We start from the raw sequence: 17,862 nt of genomic DNA, 5'->3' as shown, positions 1-17,862 counted from the left end.
GCATATGACGAATCATTTCTTGGCGCCCCGCCCGCCGTCGCGCTAGGGTCTCGGTGTGGTATCCCTTCCGGCATCCCCGTTCAACGATAAGAGAGAGACAACATGGCAGACAACCCACAATGGAAATTCGAGACCGTGTCCGTACACGGTGGCTACGACCCTGATCCGACCACGCGCGCCGTGGCCGTGCCGATCTACCAGACGGTGGCATTCGCCTTCGATGATACCCAGCATGGCGCCGACCTGTTCGACCTGAAGGTCCAGGGCAATATCTACTCGCGCATCATGAACCCCACCCAGGACGTGCTGGAAAAGCGCCTGGCGGCCCTGGAAGGCGGCATCGCCGCGCTGGCACTGGCCTCCGGCCAGGCGGCTGTGACCTATGCGATCCAGACCATCGCCGAGGCGGGCGACAACATCGTCTCGGCCTCAACGCTCTACGGCGGCACCTACAACCTGTTCGCCCATACCCTGCCGCAGTTCGGCATCACCACGCGCTTTGCCGATCCACGCCAGCCGGCTTCCTTCGAACCCCTGATCGACGACCGTACCAAGGCCATCTTCATCGAATCCATCGGCAATCCGCTGGGCAACATCACCGACATCGCGGCCGTGGCCGCCATCGCGCATCGACATGGCGTCCCGCTGATCGTGGATAACACGGTGGCCACGCCCTACCTGCTGCGTCCCTTCGAACACGGCGCCGACATCGTGGTGCACTCCCTGACCAAATACCTGGGCGGCCACGGCACCACGCTGGGCGGTGCCATCGTGGATTCCGGCAAGTTCCCCTGGGCACAGCACAAGGAACGCTTCAAGCGACTCAACGAGCCCGATGTCAGCTATCACGGCGTGGTCTATACCGAAGCACTGGGCGAGGCCGCCTACATCGGTCGCGCACGCGTGGTGCCGCTGCGCAATACCGGAGCGGCGCTGTCGCCGTTCAATGCCTTCCAGATCCTGCAAGGCATCGAGACCCTGGCCCTGCGCCTGGACCGCATCACCGCCAACACCCTGGCCGTGGCGCAATACCTGAAACGCCATCCCAAGGTGCGCTGGGTCAACTATGCCGGGCTGGAAGGCCATCCCGATCATCAACTGGCGCAGAAATACTTCAAGGGTCGCGCTTCGGGCGTGCTGACCTTTGGCGTGGCCAACGGTCGCGACGGTGGCGCGCGCTTCCAGGATGCGCTGCAGCTCTTCACGCGGCTGGTCAACATCGGCGACGCCAAGTCGCTGGCCACGCATCCGGCGTCCACCACGCACCGCCAGCTGTCGCCGGAGGAACTGGACAAGGCCGGCGTGACCGTGGATACGGTGCGCCTGTCCATCGGCATCGAGCATATCGATGACCTGCTGGCCGATCTGGAACAGGCTTTGCAGTCGGCCTGACGACAGGCATTTCATCTCCGCAAAAAAACAGTGGCTCCGCAATGCGGAGCCACTGTCACGTTGCGGCCGGAACAATCAGGCGGCCTGCTTTTGCTGCTTTTGCTGTTTCTCCAGTTTCTGGCGCACGCGTTCTGCCACCAGTTCGCGGGTGCGCGGGATCAGTTCGCGACCGTAGTCGAGGGCATCTTCCAGCGGATCGAAGCCGCGGATCAGGAAGGTCGTTACGCCCAGGTCGTAGTAATCCAGCAGCGCCTCGGCCACCTGCTCGGGCGTACCGACCAGGGCCGTGGAGTTGTAGCGGGCACCGGTTTCGCGGGCAATGGCGGTCCACAGGCGACGATCCACCCGGTCACCCTTTTCTGCGGCGGCCAGCAGGCGGCGTGCGCCCACGCTTTCCTGGGGCCCGGTCTGGGCCGGATGACGGCTGCCATTGCCGGAGCGGAGGCGGCGTGTCTCAGCCAAGATACGTTCGGCACGCTCCCAGGCAGCGTCTTCGGTGGCCGCCAGGATGGGACGGAAGGAAACCGAGAAACTGATCTCCCTCCCATGCCGGGCCGCTTCGGTTCGCACACGCCCGGTCAGCTCGCGCACCTGGTCCAGTGACTCACCCCACAAGGCATAGATGTCGGCGTGCCGACCCGCGACCGGAATGGCGGCCTCGGAGGCGCCACCGAAGAAGATCGGGATATGCGGCTGCTGCACCGGCTTGACCTCGGAAAAGGCTTGCTCGACGCGATAGAACTCGCCGTGATGATCGAAGGGCTCGCCGGCAGTCCACACCTTGCGCAGGACTTCCAGGTACTCATCGGTACGGGCATAACGCCGGTCGTGATCGAGGAAGTCACCGTCACGTCGCTGCTCGACGTCGGAACCGCCGGAGATGATGTGCACCCCCAGCCGCCCACCGCTGAACTGGTCCAGCGTGGCCAACTGGCGGGCCGCCAGCGTGGGCGCCACGAACCCGGGCCGGTGTGCCAGCATCAGTTTGATGTGTCGCGTGGCGGCAGCCACCTGGGCGATGGTCAGGATGGCGTCCGGCCCGTTGGAGTGATACGGCACCAGCACCCGGTCGAAACCGGCCTCTTCGTGGGCACGCGCGAAACGCTGCAGGTAATCGATATCGATGGCGGGCCCCACCGGAGCATGAATCTCCGAATTCTTGTTGGTGGTGACCATGCCGATGAAGTTGACGCTCATGCTTCTCTCCTTGAAATGAATCAGACCTTGACGATGTAATCGCTCACCTGCACCTTCTGCGGCAGGATCTTGCGTGCGGCCAACCAATCGGCCGCTCCCTGGAAGGTGGCGATGAACTTCGCGTCATCGGCGCCATGGAATTCCCAGCGCCGCGCCAGCTTGATGAGCGAATCGCGTACCGCGTCCGAATAACCGGCATCCTTCTGCACCAGGATCTCGGCCTCGCGCGGATTCCTGCTGATCCACTCGCCCTCGGCGCGATAGGCGGCATTGACGGCGCGCACGATGTCGGCGTTTTCCTGCGCGAACTTGCGATGGGTGACGTAGGAGTTGAAGTCGATCAGGAAATCCAGATCGCGGCCTTCGAAGAAGACGTCATGCGCCTTGTATTCGACCCGCGCAATGTCCACGCCCGGGCTCCACATCGACCAGGCATCGACCTTGCCCTGGGAAAAGGCCGGACCGGCATCCGGCGGATTGAGATAGACGAACTGCACCTTGTCGCGGGCGATGCCGTGCTTTTCCAGCGCCGCCACCAGCAGGAACTCGCCCAGGCCCGAGCGGTTTACCGCCACGGTCTTGCCGACCAGATCGCTGACCTTGGTGATGCCCGAACCATCCTTGGCGATGATGGCGGTGCTGCGTGGCTCGACCACGGCAAACTGGGTGAATACCAGCGGCGAGCCGGCGATCATGGCCGCCAGCGCGGGCGTGGTGCTGCCGCCGAAACCAAAGTCGGCGCTACCGCCGGTGACCGCCTGCAGCGAAGGCGCGTGATTGGGGAAAGGCCCCACCCATTGCACCTTGATGCCATCGCGGGCCAGGGTCTTTTCGAATTCGCCACGGGTGCGGGCGATACCGGGCAGACCGCCCTTGCCCCAGGCCAGGCGCACGGTATCGGTATTGCGAGAGGAACCGGCGGCCAGCGCCACGGTGGGAGCACCGACGGCACCCAGGGCGGCGGCGCCTGCGGCCGCCTGCAACAGAAGACGACGATGGCGATGATGGTGATGGGCGGACTTGGCGTCTTGGGTCATGAGCATTCAGTGATGGTGAAGGGAAATCAGATCGGCATTAGATCGCTATTAATGCAGCGCATCGGCAGCCGCCACGCCCAGCTCGGCCAGCAATTGCGTGCGCAGGGCTTCGGCCGCCGGGTGGGCGCGATGGTGGGCGGCTTCCGGCGCGACGTGGTGATCGCTGGCAATGGCACCATCGCGCATGACCAGGATGCGGTCAGCCAGAACGATGGCTTCATCGACATCGTGCGTGACCAGCAGCACGCCGGGTCGATGGCGCGCCAACAGTTGGCGCACCAGGGCATGCATGCGGATGCGGGTCAGGGCGTCCAGGGCGGCAAAGGGTTCATCCAGCAGCAGCAGGCGAGGCTCGCGCACCAGGGCGCGTGCCAGCGCCACGCGCTGGGCCTGGCCGCCGGAGAGATTGCGGGGCCAATCCTCACTGCGGCCACCCAGGCCGACTTCTTCCAGCGCCGCCTGTGCGAGCGGCTTGCCGCTCTTGTCATCGAGCCCCAGGGAAACGTTGCGCCACAAGGGGTCCCACGGGATCAGGCGCGGTTCCTGGAACACCACGGCCGGTTGCGCCGGACCGTCGATGCGGCCACCATCGATGGCGTCCAGCCCCGCCAGGGCGCGCAGCAGGGTGGTCTTGCCGCAACCGCTCTCACCCAGCAGGGCCACGAACTCACCGCGATGGATGCGCAGGTTCAAGCCCTGGATGACGGTGCGCTGGCCATAGCGGCGCTTGAGACCGGCGACCTGCACGGCAATCTCATCGATGCCGGCCGGATGCATGGTATGGGTGGTGGTGCTCATCATTTCCCCTTGGCGGCGTAGTTGGGATGCCAGGCCAGCAGACGGCGCTCCAGCAGGCGGGCAATGGCATCCGAGACCACGCCGATGCCGGCATAGATGACGATGGTCAGCACGATCACGTCGGTCTGCAGGAATTCACGCGCATCCATGGCCAGTGAACCGATACCGGTATTGGCGGCAATGGTTTCGGCGATCACCAGTGCCAGCCAGGCCACTGCCAGCGCATAGCGCACCCCGGCCAGGATCGAGGGCAAGGCACCGGGCAGCACGATGCGACGGATCAGGGTCCAGTTGGAGAGCCCGGTCACGCGGCCCAGTTCGAGCAGCTTGGGATCGACCTGGCGGATGCCCAGCACGGTATTGATATAGATCGGGAACAGCACGCCCAGCGACACCAGGAACACCTTGCCGCCCTCGCCCACACCGAACCACACGATCACCAGCGGTAACGCCGCCAGGAAGGGGACGGCGCGCACCATCTGCACGCTACGGTCGAACAGGGCTTCAGCCAGCCGCGAGAAGCCGACCAGGGTGCCCAGCACGAAGCCGAGGCTACCGCCGATGACGAAGCCGGCGGCAGCCCGCAGAAGACTGGCGCCGAGGTCGGAGAGCAGGCGGCCCTGACCGATCAGGTTCCAGGCGGTCTGCAATACCTTGCTGGGCGCCGGCAGCACTTGCGGCGAGAGCACACCGGCACGGGCGAAGGCTTCCCAGAGCAGCAGCAGGAGCAGCGGTGCGGCCCAGGAGAGCAGGAACAGACTGCGGTTGCCGAGTTCTTGCAAGGGACGCAGTCGCCTCGATCGGCGCACGGGGGAGGACTCGGCGGCTGCCGGCAGGGGGAAATGATTCACCGCTTCTGACATGGGGATTTCCTTCTCTGACGTTTCAGGATGCGCAACCAGAGTGGCGCAGGAAGGAAATGCTAATCAGCTTCGCGGTGAGCGAATACGAATGATTTTATGCTTGGATAGTTGGTAAACGGATTTGGACTTCGTCGCGCAGTTTCAGCGGAGCTCGTTTTCGCCCACCCCTGGTACGCCACGCCGGATCAGCTTGCTGTAGTCGTCCCCCGGGCCGCTTTGCAAAGCCCGTCCGGTGATGCGGCCGGCCTCGCGCAGTTGCTCGAAGCGGTAGCCGGGCGTCAATACCCCGTGGTCGTACACGTACCCGGCGAAATAACCGGAGAGCAGCAGGCGATAGTCCAGCGGCAAGGTGGGAGAAAGACGGCGCGCCAACTCGAAGACGATGGTGGTGCAGTTGCTGGTGAGGGTGTTGTAGAAGCGCGGTGTGGCGCGCACCTGCGCGGCGCGTTCCAGGTATCCGAGGAAGACCTTGCGCAACTGGTCGGGGCGCAGTTGCAGGCGATACAGGTAGACGTCCTCGCCACGGGCGTTCGTGCGGGTACGGACGATGTCGCGCTCGTCGGCGGCGACGATCACGGTCTCGAACTTGCGGAAGAAGCCGCCCAGGGCCGAGAAGGATTCGCCGCGTTCGCGCCGGATCTCCAGCGAAAACACCAGGCGCCGGCCATCGGCAAACCCGAAGGAAACCAGGGTGTGCGCAATCGCCGGCCCCATCCAGTAGGACAGCAGCAGGTCGGCCGAGACCAGTTGCGACAGATCGTAGTCACGCGACTCCCAGCGCACATCGTAATCGGTCTCGCTGCGCCATTCGAAGTTGCGTACATTGTCCAGTCTGACGCGATCACCCGTGACCTGCGAGACCAGCATGCAGGCCACATCGTCGGCCCAGACCCGATCATGGGAAGCACGGATGCCGCGCCACCAGCACAGCAACACCACCAGCGCCAGCACGAAGGCCAGCGGCCCCCAGGGCGATGCGCCACCTGGCCCGGCCCATGCTCCCAGGCTTGCCAGGGTGACCAGCGCTGGCAGACTCCATGTCGCCATCACCAGCAGACGCGCCCAGCGCGGTCCAGGGCACTGGTACCAGAGCGCAAACCCACCCCAGGCCGCCAGCCCCAGCACCAGGCAGGCCAGCACGATCAGCAATACGATAAAAAGAAGGCTCATTGACGTCACGCACGCTTGTTATTGATCTGGCGTCGGGGTCCCTCCCCCTCGCTCCCGGGCATTGTAGCCGTCCCGCGCGCATATGTTTATGCGGATATATTCGTGGCTGCCGCCGGGGTGGCCGGCACAGAATCGTCGGGTTTCCCATCATCAGGAATGCCTCCATGGAGCGCGACCGGTCGGTCTTACTTGCGTATGGCCTGAGCCTGTGCACGTGTCACGAGTCGTTCCCCTCCCCGGAGCCCCCATGAGCCAGCCCCCAAGGCAATTGCATCTGAACGTCAATATCCTGCATTCCGACTTCATCCCGTCGGCGTGGCGCCTGCCGCACGCCGATCCGCTGGCCTTCATCGATGCCGCGCATTACGTCAAGGTGGCGCGCATCGCCGAGGCGGCCAAATTCGATGCGGTGTTCCTGGCCGACAATGCGGCCATCATCGAGCAGATCGATTTCCGTCCCATCACGGCGCTGGAGCCTACCGTGCTGCTGGCCACGGTGGCGGCCGCGACCACCCATATCGGCGTCATCGGTACGGCCTCCACCAGCTATAACGAGCCGTACAACATCGCACGCCGCTTCGCGACGCTGGACCATGTCAGTGGCGGCCGTGCCGGCTGGAACATCGTCACCACCGCCGATGTCGCATCGGCCCGCAATTTCGGGCTGGACAAGGTTCCCGACCATGCAGCGCGTTATGCGCGTGCAGATGAATTCACCCAGGTGGTGAAGTCGCTATGGAACAGCTGGGAAGACGAGGCGCTGGTGGCCGACAAGCTCAGCGGTCGTTTCATCGATGACAGCCGGGTGCATCCCATCGCCCATCGCGGCAGCCACTTCCAGGTGCACGGCCCGCTGAACCTGCCGCGCACGCCGCAAGGCCAGCCGGTACTGGTACAGGCCGGCGGATCGGGGGATGGCCAGGAGCTGGCCGCACGTCACGCGGAGGCGGTCTTCTCGGCGGCCCATACCGTGGAAGAATCGCTGGCCTACAGCCGCGCCATCAATACCCGCGCCGCACAGCTCGGACGCGGCCCCCATGCGGTCAAGATCCTGCCGGGGCTGGCCACCATCATCGGGGCCACCGAAGCCGAGGCCCTGCGCCGACGCGACGAACTGATCGACAACATTCCCTGGAGCTATAGCCTGAAGCGCCTGGCCGGCATCCTCGGGGTGCCAGTGGACAGCCTGGACCTGGATCGGCCACTGCCGGACAAGCTGGCCCTGCCCGGTGGCGGCAATGGCAACCACACCTTCTTCCATGCCACGCTGTCGCTGGTGAAGGGGCGGCCACACACGGTGCGCGATGTCATCCGTGCCCTGTGCGGTGGCGGCGGTCACCGGGTACTGGTCGGCACGCCCGAGCAGATTGCCGATGACATCGAACGGTGGTTCAAGGCCGGCGCCGCCGACGGTTTCAACCTGATGCCCGATGCCCTGCCGGATGGCCTGCAGCACTTCGTCGATGGTGTGGTGCCGCTGCTTCAACAACGCGGTCTGTTCCGTCTCGACTACGAGGGCAAGACCCTGCGTTCCCATTTCGGACTCGTACATCCTGCCAGCACCGGTGGCCAGGCCAGGGCGGCCTGAGCCTCCGGATCAAGCACAATAGAGCAAAGGCTCGCCCCGGAACGACCGGGAGCGAGCCTTTTGTTTGATGGCAGCCGGGTGGCAACGGCGGGACAATGCGCCGGTCAGTTCTTGCCCAATTTGAGGTTTTTGTCGTCCTGGTCCTTGCTGCTGAAATAATCCGGCAGGGTGAAACCGTCATAGAAGCGGTCGCTGCGGATGGCCTTCTGGAAATAGTCGGAACGGTAGGCCTGGGCGATATCGCGGGCATAGGTCTCGTCCTGGCGGGTCTTCCTGACGGCCACCACGTTGATGTAGGGCGGCTTCATGTCTTCCAGGATGAAGGCCTCGGACAGCTTGAGTTTGGCGAAGATGGCGAAGTTGCCCTGGACGGCGGCGAAATCGGCGTCATCCAGCGCGCGTGGACCCTGGGCATTCTCCAGCAGCACCAGTTTCAGGCCGACCTTGTTTTCCACCACGTCCAGTTCGGTGACGTCGACCGGCTTGTTCTCGCGGATGCGGATCCAGCCCAGCCTTTGCAGTATCCACAGGGCGCGCTGCAGATTGACCGGGTCGTTGGGTACGGCGACGGTGAAGCCCTTCTTCAGGTTGTTCAGGTCCTTGTGCTTGCGCGAATACAGGCCCATGGGGGGCGTAGGCACCTGCACGATGCCCACCAGGTCGGTCTTGTTGCGCTCATTGTAGGAAGCCAGAAATACCGAGTGCTGCATCACGTTGGCATCGATGTCGCCCTTGAAGACGGCGCTGTTGGCTTCCAGTCCTGTGGAAAACTCATAGTAGCGGATCTTGTAGCCCTTCTTCTGCAGCTCGGGTTGCACGCCCAGCTTGAATTCGTCGATGTAGGGGCCGGGGACGAAGCCGATCTTCAGTTCGCGTTCGGGCGTGGCAGGGGGCGCGGCGTGGGCGCCGGCAATCACGGCAGCGCCGATGAGCAGCAGGCCGGCAAGTTGCTTGAGCATGATGGACTTCCTTCAGTGGATCGCGGAAATACCCGCCGCCAACTTGCATCACATTGGCGTGGAAATGTGGCGGGTGGCGTATGCGGATGATTTCCTTGGGAGGTGAAACCGACCAAGGATTATGTGGCCGCGAACCGGTCCGAATGAACGAAGGAAAACGGATAAGAATATACAAAGCCAGTGTCCTGGCCGGAACTCATGTCGTCATCAGTTGCGAGATGTGTTCAAGGGCCCGTGAACCTGCAGCGGCTTGCTGGTGCGGATCGCCGCGATCATATTGCGCACCGCCGGCGCGCGTTCGTGACGACGGAATACGGCTGCCACCTCGGAAACGATAGCGCTGCCCGCCAGCGGCCGATAGCAGACATTGGGCAGTTGCACCACCGAGGTCAATACCCCCGGCACCACCGCCACGCCCGCGCCCACCGATACCTCGGCCAGCACCGCCAGCAGTCCACCTGGACGACTCATGCTGCGCGGCTCGAAACCGCCGCGGCGCCAGACCTCGCGACTGCCCAGCTCCTGCTCGGGCAGGATGAAGGATTCTCCGGCCAGGGCCCGTGAACGCACGGCAGCGTCCGGGCTTGCCAGTGCATGATCAGCGGGCAGGGCCAGACAGAAGCGGTCGCGCAACAGGACTTGCGACTGCAGGGTGCCGCCCAGCGGCACCGGCATGCGCAGGAAGGCGATGTCGACCTTGCCCTCTTCCAGCGCGTCGGAAAGTTGCGCCATCGGCCACTCGCGGGCATGTACCGTGGCTTGCGGCCACTGACGGCGGAAGGCGCTGATCTGCTGCTGCAGGATGCCGCCGAATACCGCCGATCCCACATAGCCGATTTCGACCCGGCCCAGCTCGCCGCGCCCGGCACGGCGACCTACGTCGATGGCCTGGTCGAAGCGTGCCAGTACCGCACGAGCCTGCTCGACGAAATCACGACCGGCCGAGGTCAGCGATACGGAGCGCTTGGTGCGGGCGAACAACTGGACCTGCAGTTGGCGCTCCAGCTCCTGGATCTGCACCGACAGCGTGGGTGGCGCAATGCCCAGCAGTTCGGCAGCACGGGCGAAGTGCAGTTCTTCGGCGACGGTCAGGAAGTAACGCAGGTGTCGTAGGTCCACAGGCTTGCTCCGGTATGAGGGATGGCGGCGATGTCTTGAATTAGTTTAAAACTAATTAAGTCGTGGTTGGTGATTATTGAAGTGAATTATAGAGACTGGTTCAATGAACCCTCTCCCCTCTCGCATTTCAGAAAAGGAATTCCATGATCATCAAGAACCGACTTCTCGCCCTGGCCCTCTCCAGCCTGTTGGCTGCCAATGTAGCGGCTGCCGCCACCCTGCCGACCCAGCCGGTGCTCACGCTGGCCGCTGCACAACAGGTGCTGCAGGCTGCCCAGGCCAAGGCGCAGGCGGAAAACTGGCCCTGCGTGATCTCGGTGGTGGATGCCGCCGGTCTGCCCGTGGCGCTGGTGCGCATGGACAACGCGGCCGTACCGGCCGGAGTCGAGATCGCGCCGGGCAAGGCGCGTACTGCAGCACTGTTTCGCCGTCCCAGCGGCGCGCTGGAAGATGCGATCAACGGCAACCGCCCGGCGGCCGCCACGGCACGCGGCTTTGTCCTGATGCGCGGCGGCCTGCCGTTGGTGGCCGACGGTCAGGTGGTGGGGGCCATCGGCGTGTCGGCCGACACCCCGCAGCATGATGAAGACATCGCCAAGGCCGGCGTGGCGGCGTTGAAGTAAGACCCTCTTGCCCTCCTGCCCGCGCCGCCATGCGTTCGCCCTTTTCCTCCACCGCTGGCCGCATCCTGCTGACCGGTTCGCTGGGATGTGCCATGACGGTACTGGACACCAACGTGGTCGGGATCATCCTGCCCACGGTGGCGCGTGAGCTGCAGGCGTCCTTCAGCGAGGTGGAATGGGTGGTCAGCAGCTATGTGCTGTGCTTTGCCGCGCTGCTGCTGCCGGCCGGTGCCCTGGCGGACCGCTATGGCCGCAAGCGCGTGCTGCGGGGCGGGCTGGCGCTGTTCGCGCTGGCCTCGCTGCTTTGTGCGTTGGCTCCCACGGCACAGGCCCTGTATGCGGCCCGCGCGCTGCAGGGGGTGGGTGCGGCCCTTTTGCTGGCGCCTTCGCTGGCGGTGATCGGCCATGCCTTCCATGACGAGAGCGAGCGCGCTCGCGCCTGGGCAGTGTGGGGCGTCATCATGGGCCTGACCATGGTGCTGGCGCCGCTGATCGGCGCCGTCATCAATACCCTGCTGGGCTGGCGCTGGGCGTTCGGGATCAACCTGCCGGTCTGCCTGTTGCTGGGCATGGCGGTAGGACGGCAGGTACCGGAGTCACGCAATCCGCTGCCGCGTCCGCTGGATCCGCTGGGCATCCTGTCTTTCTCCAGCGCGGTCTTCCTCCTGACCTGGGCCCTGATCACGGGTCCGGAACAGGGGTGGACCAGCGTTGTTTGCGTCGCCCGTGGTCTGGGTGGCGCATTTTTATTCCTGCTCTTCATCGCCTGGGAGCGCCGCTGCGCGCATCCGATGCTGGAGCTGTCGCTATTCCGTCATGCCGGTTTCGTGGCGGCAGTGGCGGCCATGTTCGCCTATGCGGCCTCGGCCCAGGTGATGGCGTCGCTGCTGCCGCTGTTCCTGCAAAACGCACGCGGCCTGAACGCGCTGCAGACCGGCCTGGGCATGCTGCCCTTCGCGCTGGCGATGCTGCTGTTGCCGCAGCTGGGTCGACGACTGGGTCACTACCTGTCCTCGGCGCAGGTGCTGGCGCTGGGACTGGGCGTGACGGCGCTGGGCAACCTGCTGATGATGTGGGCGGCCGGATCGGGATCGCAGATGCTGGTGATCCTCGGCATGGCAGTGCTGGGCAGTGGCGGTGGCCTGCTCAATGGCGAAACGCAAAAGGCCATCATGGGCAATGTGCCACGCGAGCGCGCGGGCATGGCCTCGGGCATCAGTACCACCTCGCGTTTCACGGGTGTGCTGGCCGGCTTTGCGGGCCTGGGTGCAGTACTGGCCGAGGCAGCGCGTGGCCGCATGCTGACGGGGATGGCGGGCATGCAAGAGGCGCCCGGACACGCGGCCCAGTTCGTGGCGCGGGCGATGGCCGGCGACATGGTGCAGGCAGCGCAGGGCTATGGCGAACGGCAGGCGGCGGTGCTGGCCTTGGCGCGAAATGCCTATGCCCAGGGTTTTGCGCATGCCTTTGCTGCGGCCGCGCTGCTGGCGCTGATGGCAGCAGCCATCGTACTGTGGTCGATCAGGAAGGCGGCTGTGACAGCAGTCGTGCCGCCAGACGCGGCAACACCGACTCGGCATCCTCCTGCAGCTTGAAGGCCAGCAGTTCGTCGGCACGAGTACGACCGCGATTGATGGCCGCCACCGGCTTGCCTGCGGCGGCCGCCATGCGCGCAAAGCGAAAACCCGACAACACCATCAGCGAAGAACCCACCACCAGCATGGCATCGCAGTCACGGGCGAGTGCTTCGGCCTGGGCGCTGCGCGCAGCCGGCACGCCATCGCCGAAGAACACCACGTCCGGTTGCAGCATGCCGCCACAGGCAGTACAGGCGGGAACGTGGAAGGCGGCGTCGGCATCGGGCTCCAGCTGGGCATCGCCATCGGGCAGGACTTCTGCCTGCAGCTGGGCAAAGGCGGGGTTGCTGCGTTCCAGCTGCGCCTGGATCCCGGCACGACCATAGGGAGTGCTACAGGCCAGACAGCGCACCGCATGGATGCTGCCGTGCAGTTCCAGCACATCGCGGCTGCCGGCCTGCTGATGCAGGCCATCGACGTTCTGGGTCAGGATTGCGCCCAGGTGGCCGGCTGCCTGCAACTGCGCCAGTGCCTGGTGGGCCGCATTGGGTAGGGCCTGGGCCAGGCGTGGCCAGCCGAGCATGCTGCGAGCCCAGTAGCGCTTGCGGGCGGCTTCGGACTGGCGGAATTCGCTGCCCTGGATGGGTAGGCGGCCACGTCGCACGCCTGCGTCATCGCGATAATCGGGAATGCCGGATGCAGTGCTGATACCGGCGCCGGTCAGTACCAATACCTTGCGATGGGAGAGCAGAAACTGCGCCAGCGCCGACAAGGTATCGGCGTGGGGCGATGGTGCGGCTCGGGGTTCGCCACGGGTAGCGACGTCAGCAGTGGCGGTCGCGGTGACGGTAACGGTAACGGTGGGCGCCCCGTCCTCGGGCAGGCTCAGACTCTGGCTCATGGGAAACTCGCTGGACAATGACAACCGGCAGCGTACGCGAAATCGGTCCGGCGCGTCGGCCGCCGGGGCATTTCCAATTCCCGATCAGGCGCGACGTGGCACCTCATGGGGCGGCACCGCCTGCGCCAGCTCACCCAGGGCGCTCAGCAGCGCCGGTCGGCCGAACAGATAGCCCTGCCCTTCCTGGCAGCCCTCCTGCTCAAGGATGGCGCGCTGGGCTTCGGTTTCCACGCCTTCGGCCAGCACCGCCACAGCCAGACTATGGCCCAGCGCCAGGATGGCACGCACAAAGGCCTTGGCCTGTTGGCTGGTTTCCAGCTCGCTGATGAAGCTGCGGTCCAGCTTGATCTTGTCGAAGGGGAAGGAACGCAGGGTCTCCAGCGAGGAATAGCCGCTGCCGAAATCGTCCATGGCAATGGTCACGCCCATGGCCTTGAGCTGCTGCAGCAGGTAGAGGGCGCGTTCGCGGTCGGCGATGATGGCGGTTTCGGTGACTTCCAGTTCCAGCCGCTGCGCTGGCAGGCCGGTGGCGGCCAGCACCGAACGTACCTTTTCCACCAGGCCGGCATTGGACAATTGCAGGGCCGACAGGTTGACGGCGATGCGTGGCTGCAGATTCCATTGCGTCGCCTCGCGACAGGCGTGCTCCAGCACCCAGTCACCAATGGCGCCAATGGCGCCGCACTCTTCGGCCACCGGGATGAATACGGCCGGCGGGATCAGTCCCTGTACCGGATGCTGCCAGCGCAGGAGAACCTCATAGCCGGTGATCTCGTCGCAGCTGACGGCGCGCTGTATCTGGTAGTTCAGGAAGAACTCCCCGCGTTCCAGTGCAGTCCAGATATCGCGTGCCATGGCACGACGGGCGCGCGAAGCCTCGTCCATGCTGGCTTCGTAGAAGCAGATCTTTTCATCCATGCTCTTCTTGGCGCGATACATGGCGAGATCGGCATTGTTGAGCAATTGCCCGCGGTCACCCGCGTCGCCGGGAAACATCGCCACCCCCAGGCTCGCGCCGGGGACGATGTCGGTCTGCGCCAGGTGCAGCATGGAGGTCAGGGCGCGCTGCAGACGGCTGATGAAGTCCGCCAGATGGCGCTGCTGACGGAATACCTTGAAGGCGACGAATTCGTCACCGCCGAAGCGCGCCACGGTCTCGCCCTCGCCCACGGTGTTCTTGAGACGCTTCCCCAGTTCGGAGAGCAGCTGGTCGCCCACGCCATGACCGAAGGCATCGTTGATTTCCTTGAAACCATCCAGGTCGATGCTGACCACGGCCACTTGTTGCTGGCCGGCATGCAGGGTGGACATGGCTTCGTCCAGGCGTTCCAGGAAATGGACACGGTTGGGCAGGCCGGTCATGGCATCGTGCCGGGCCATGAAGAGGATTTTTTCGTTGGTTTCCAGTTGCTCGGTGCGGTCGCGGGTGATCTTGGCGAACCCCAGCAGGCGTCCATTTTCCTGGTAGATCGGATCGATCACCACGTGCGCCCAGAAACGTGAACCATCCTTGCGCACGCGCCAGCCCTCGTCCTCGAACTTGCCCTCGCGCAGGGCCAGGGCCAGGTTGGTGGCGGGCAGGCCAGCGAGACGATCAGGCTCTTCATAGAAGACCGAATAATGCTGGCCGATGATTTCTTCAGCGGTATAGCCCTTGAAGCGCTGGGCGCCGGCATTCCAGCTGGCGACCACACCATCCGGACGCAGCATGTAGATGGCGTAGTCCTTGATCCGCTGCACCAGCAGCCGATAGGCGTTTTCCGAACCGAATTCGATCAAGTCACTCTGCTGGCTCATCGCCCTTGCCCCCACTCCCCGATTTGCATGCCGTCCTGCCGGATAACCCTCATGGGCCACGGGCGGTGCGCTGTTCAAGCCGTCATTGTACGCTGGCCCACCGTCAGTACCGTGGCGCTGGCGCTACGCGCGCTGGCGGGCATCAAGCCGGAAGGTCGAGACCAGGCTGGCCAGGGTGGCCGCCTGCTCCATCATCGAATTGGCAGCGGCAGCGGCCTCCTCGACCAGCGCCGAGTTCTGCTGCGTGGCCTCATCCATGTGGGTGATGGCCAGGTTGACCTGGGTGATGCCGTGACTCTGCTCCTGACTGGCGTGCGAGATCTCGGCGACGACATCGGTCACCCGCTTCACGCTGTTGACCACGTTTTCCATCGTTGCGCCAGCCTGCTGGACCAGGTTGCTGCCCTGGCCGATCTGCCCCACCGAGTCATTGATGAGTTCGGTGATTTCCTTGGCAGCGGTGGCGCTGCGTTGCGCCAGGTTGCGCACCTCCGACGCCACGACTGCGAAGCCGCGGCCCTGTTCACCGGCCCGGGCAGCTTCCACTGCCGCGTTCAAGGCCAGGATATTGGTCTGGAACGCGATACCGTCAATGACGCTGATGATGTCGACGATCTTGCGCGAGGAGGCATTGATGCCTTCCATGGTACTCACCACCTGGCCCACGGCGACGCCGCCCTGGCTGGCCACTTCCGAGGCCGATACCGCAAGCTGGCTTGCCTGCCTGGCGTTGTCGGCGTTCTGTTTTACGGTGGACATCAGTTCTTCCATGGCGGAGGCGGTCTGCTCCAGGGCACCGGCCTGTTGCTCCGTGCGGGAAGACAGGTCCAGGTTACCGGTGGCAATCTCGGAGGAAGCCTGTTCGATGGTCTGGGTGCCTTCACGCACCTTGCCGACAATGGCGACCAGACTGTCTCGCATCTTCTTGATGGCCAGCAGCAGACTGGCGTTATCGCCGGGCCGCGTCACCACTTCAGAGGTCAGATCACCGGCAGCGATCTGCTGGGCGATGTCGGCAGCATAGGCGGGTTCACCGCCAAGTTGCTTGAGCAGGCTGCGGGTGATCAGTACGGCCACGATGATCGAGATGAACGTCACCAGCAAGGTGAGCGCGGCGACCACCATGGAACCGTGGGTCGCCATTTCCAGCGTGGAGTGATGCGCGCGGTCGTTTTCGGCGTCCACTTCCGCAATGACCTTGTTGATGTCCTGCACGATCTGGCGCCGCAGGGGGCTGCATTCATTGACCAGGAAGTCACGGAACTCCTCGTTCTTCCCGCTTTCGCGATAGATGCGCGGACGCTTGAGTTCCTCGGCCATCTGCAGCAGCCCGGTCCGCACCTTGTCGAAACTCTTGTTGCCGGCCATTTCCGGTTCGAGTTCGGCCAGTGCCTTGAGATAGATATTCTTCTGTTCATCGACGATGGCCAGTTCCTTGGCGGCATCGGCGTCGCTACGGAATACATAGGCATTGCGCGCCGCAAGGCCGGTCTGGTCCAGCGCCTCGCGCACCAGATAGAGCGGCACCAGGTGCCGGTCCTGGACGGCATCTGCGGCCTTGATGGAGGTCGTCAGTGACTGGATGCTGACCAGTGCAACGGCAGCCAGGATCATCGTCAGCACCAGCAGGACGGCAAACCCCAGTGATAACTTGGTGCCGATTTTCATATTCTTGAACACACTCATTGTTCCCCCTCGGATGTGATTGTTGGACATCGACCAATCCAGAGTGAATCAATCCATGCAGTGACTCACTATAGACAAAGGCGGGGTCGGGGGATCTAGGGCATTTCCCGATACGGATGAACTCCAGGACGGCGGGCAACAAAAAGGCGCCGGTGTTGCCACTGGCGCCTCTCCGATATCAGGTTCCGGTCTGACACGACCCTATCGATGTTCCGGTTGCTTTACTTGTTGTTTTTTCAATCCGCTGTGTCCTCCCGGCCAAGCATTCAGAGCTTTTCAGTCTCCCCGCTCTTGGGCTGCCACTTCATGAGCCGCTTCTCGATCACGCCCACGGCCAGGTCCAGCACCAGCGCGAAGACGGTCAGCACGACGATGCCGGCAAAGACGGTGTTGATGTCGAAGGTCCCTTCGGCTTGCAGGATCAGGTAACCGACGCCGCGTGCCGAACCCAGGTACTCACCCACCACCGCGCCGACGAAGGCCAGGCCGATGGAGGTGTGCAGGCTGGAGAACACCCACGAGGTGGCCGAGGGCAGGTAGACCGTACGCAGCAGCTGGCGCGCGTTGGCGCCCAGCATGCGGGCATTGGCCAACACCACCGGGCTGACTTCCTTGACGCCCTGGTAGACGTTGAAGAAGACGATGAAGAACACCAGCGTGACCGCCAGGGCCACCTTGGACCAGATGCCCAGGCCGAACCACATGGCGAAGATCGGGGCCAGGATCACGCGGGGCATGGAATTGGCGGCCTTCACGTAGGGATCGAGAATGGCCGAGGCGGTCGGCGACAGCGCCAGCCACAGGCCGATGCCCAGGCCGAAGACGGTGCCGATGACGAAGGCCAGCACGGTCTCGGTCAGCGTGATGAGCAGGTGTGAATAGATCTCGGCGGGGAAAGTGAGGGTGAAGAAGGTGGTATCGCCTATGCCCACTTCCAGCGAGCCGCTGCCCACCGTGAACCACTCCCAGATGCGCTGGGCCACCTTCAGCGGTTCACCGAAGAAGAAGGCGGTCTGCGGATTGCGGGTGGCCACATGCCACACCAGCAGGACGATGGCCAATACCATCAGTTGCCAGAAGCGGATGTTCTTGTGATTCGGTTTCAGTAATTTCCACATGGTGCTGATTCTCTTCCCTGATCTTTTCCGGTACGGC

The 17,862-nt window shown here is 64.2% G+C and carries 15 protein-coding genes; 4 read left to right on the top strand and 11 right to left on the bottom strand.

Annotation, left to right across the window (positions count from 1 at the left end; translation table 11 throughout):
* Positions 1-102 precede the first annotated feature (102 nt).
* Positions 103-1,392 carry an O-acetylhomoserine aminocarboxypropyltransferase/cysteine synthase family protein gene (locus ACEOAC_RS05860; RefSeq protein ID WP_413443588.1) on the top strand — a complete coding sequence of 430 codons (1,290 nt, stop codon included), beginning with the start codon at positions 103-105 and terminating at the stop codon, positions 1,390-1,392.
* 75 nt (positions 1,393-1,467) lie between these two features.
* Here ACEOAC_RS05860 and ACEOAC_RS05855 read toward each other — a convergent pair whose 3' ends face one another.
* The 5 genes from ACEOAC_RS05855 to ACEOAC_RS05835 all read right to left on the bottom strand — a co-directional run bounded on the left by ACEOAC_RS05855 (position 1,468) and on the right by ACEOAC_RS05835 (position 6,457).
* A complete protein-coding gene (locus tag ACEOAC_RS05855) occupies positions 1,468-2,589 on the bottom strand; it encodes an LLM class flavin-dependent oxidoreductase (RefSeq protein ID WP_413443589.1) in 1,122 nt (373 codons plus the stop codon).
* Positions 2,590-2,609: 20 nt separating this feature from the next.
* Positions 2,610-3,626, bottom strand: coding sequence for an NrtA/SsuA/CpmA family ABC transporter substrate-binding protein (locus ACEOAC_RS05850; RefSeq protein WP_077235518.1), 1,017 nt, complete (start codon positions 3,624-3,626; stop codon positions 2,610-2,612).
* A 48-nt stretch (positions 3,627-3,674) separates the two neighbouring features.
* The gene (locus ACEOAC_RS05845) at positions 3,675-4,424 is read right to left on the bottom strand and encodes an ABC transporter ATP-binding protein (RefSeq protein WP_413628735.1); all 750 of its coding nucleotides are present in this window, start codon (positions 4,422-4,424) and stop codon (positions 3,675-3,677) included.
* Positions 4,424-5,287 carry an ABC transporter permease subunit gene (locus tag ACEOAC_RS05840; RefSeq protein WP_241812162.1) on the bottom strand — a complete coding sequence of 288 codons (864 nt, stop codon included), beginning with the start codon at positions 5,285-5,287 and terminating at the stop codon, positions 4,424-4,426. Before ACEOAC_RS05840 ends, ACEOAC_RS05845 begins: the two co-directional genes overlap by 1 nt.
* 141 nt (positions 5,288-5,428) lie before the next feature.
* The gene (locus ACEOAC_RS05835) at positions 5,429-6,457 is read right to left on the bottom strand and encodes a DUF4105 domain-containing protein (protein ID WP_413445140.1); all 1,029 of its coding nucleotides are present in this window, start codon (positions 6,455-6,457) and stop codon (positions 5,429-5,431) included.
* Between the two features lie 247 nt (positions 6,458-6,704).
* On the opposite strand from ACEOAC_RS05835, the gene ACEOAC_RS05830 reads away from it, so the two are divergent.
* Positions 6,705-8,045 (top strand): LLM class flavin-dependent oxidoreductase, encoded by a 1,341-nt coding sequence (locus ACEOAC_RS05830; RefSeq protein ID WP_413445139.1) that lies wholly within the window; start codon positions 6,705-6,707, stop codon positions 8,043-8,045.
* A gap of 104 nt (positions 8,046-8,149) precedes the next feature.
* Here ACEOAC_RS05830 and ACEOAC_RS05825 read toward each other — a convergent pair whose 3' ends face one another.
* Positions 8,150-9,004: a MetQ/NlpA family ABC transporter substrate-binding protein gene (locus ACEOAC_RS05825; protein ID WP_006465028.1), complete on the bottom strand. Its 855-nt coding sequence runs from the start codon at positions 9,002-9,004 to the stop codon at positions 8,150-8,152.
* Between the two features lie 207 nt (positions 9,005-9,211).
* Entirely contained in the window at positions 9,212-10,123 is a 912-nt protein-coding gene (locus ACEOAC_RS05820) for a LysR substrate-binding domain-containing protein (RefSeq protein WP_241812166.1), read from the bottom strand.
* A 143-nt stretch (positions 10,124-10,266) separates the two neighbouring features.
* Between ACEOAC_RS05820 and ACEOAC_RS05815 the strand changes: the two genes are divergently transcribed.
* Both ACEOAC_RS05815 and ACEOAC_RS05810 read left to right on the top strand, forming a co-directional pair.
* Positions 10,267-10,746 carry a GlcG/HbpS family heme-binding protein gene (locus tag ACEOAC_RS05815; RefSeq protein WP_077235509.1) on the top strand — a complete coding sequence of 160 codons (480 nt, stop codon included), beginning with the start codon at positions 10,267-10,269 and terminating at the stop codon, positions 10,744-10,746.
* A gap of 29 nt (positions 10,747-10,775) precedes the next feature.
* Entirely contained in the window at positions 10,776-12,341 is a 1,566-nt protein-coding gene (locus tag ACEOAC_RS05810) for an MFS transporter (protein ID WP_413628734.1), read from the top strand.
* Here ACEOAC_RS05810 and ACEOAC_RS05805 read toward each other — a convergent pair.
* The 4 genes from ACEOAC_RS05805 to ACEOAC_RS05790 form a co-directional block, all read right to left on the bottom strand.
* On the bottom strand, positions 12,268-13,224 hold the full coding sequence (locus ACEOAC_RS05805) for an NAD-dependent protein deacetylase (RefSeq protein ID WP_413444580.1): 957 nt from the start codon (positions 13,222-13,224) through the stop codon (positions 12,268-12,270). The two genes, ACEOAC_RS05810 and ACEOAC_RS05805, sit on opposite strands and share 74 nt — an antisense overlap.
* An 84-nt stretch (positions 13,225-13,308) precedes the next feature.
* Positions 13,309-15,021: a putative bifunctional diguanylate cyclase/phosphodiesterase gene (locus ACEOAC_RS05800; RefSeq protein WP_413444579.1), complete on the bottom strand. Its 1,713-nt coding sequence runs from the start codon at positions 15,019-15,021 to the stop codon at positions 13,309-13,311.
* A 123-nt stretch (positions 15,022-15,144) separates the two neighbouring features.
* Positions 15,145-16,707: a methyl-accepting chemotaxis protein gene (locus ACEOAC_RS05795; RefSeq protein ID WP_413444578.1), complete on the bottom strand. Its 1,563-nt coding sequence runs from the start codon at positions 16,705-16,707 to the stop codon at positions 15,145-15,147.
* A 266-nt stretch (positions 16,708-16,973) separates the two neighbouring features.
* Positions 16,974-17,825 (bottom strand): ABC transporter permease, encoded by an 852-nt coding sequence (locus tag ACEOAC_RS05790; protein WP_102662259.1) that lies wholly within the window; start codon positions 17,823-17,825, stop codon positions 16,974-16,976.
* Between the last annotated feature and the right edge of the window lie 37 nt (positions 17,826-17,862).

It is taken from the genome of Herbaspirillum frisingense (assembly GCF_047325095.1).
GTDB classification, from domain to species: Bacteria; Pseudomonadota; Gammaproteobacteria; order Burkholderiales; family Burkholderiaceae_D; genus Herbaspirillum; species Herbaspirillum frisingense.
The sequence above is the reverse complement of the archived record's forward strand: the minus strand, read 5'-3'. Positions and strand labels throughout refer to the sequence as shown.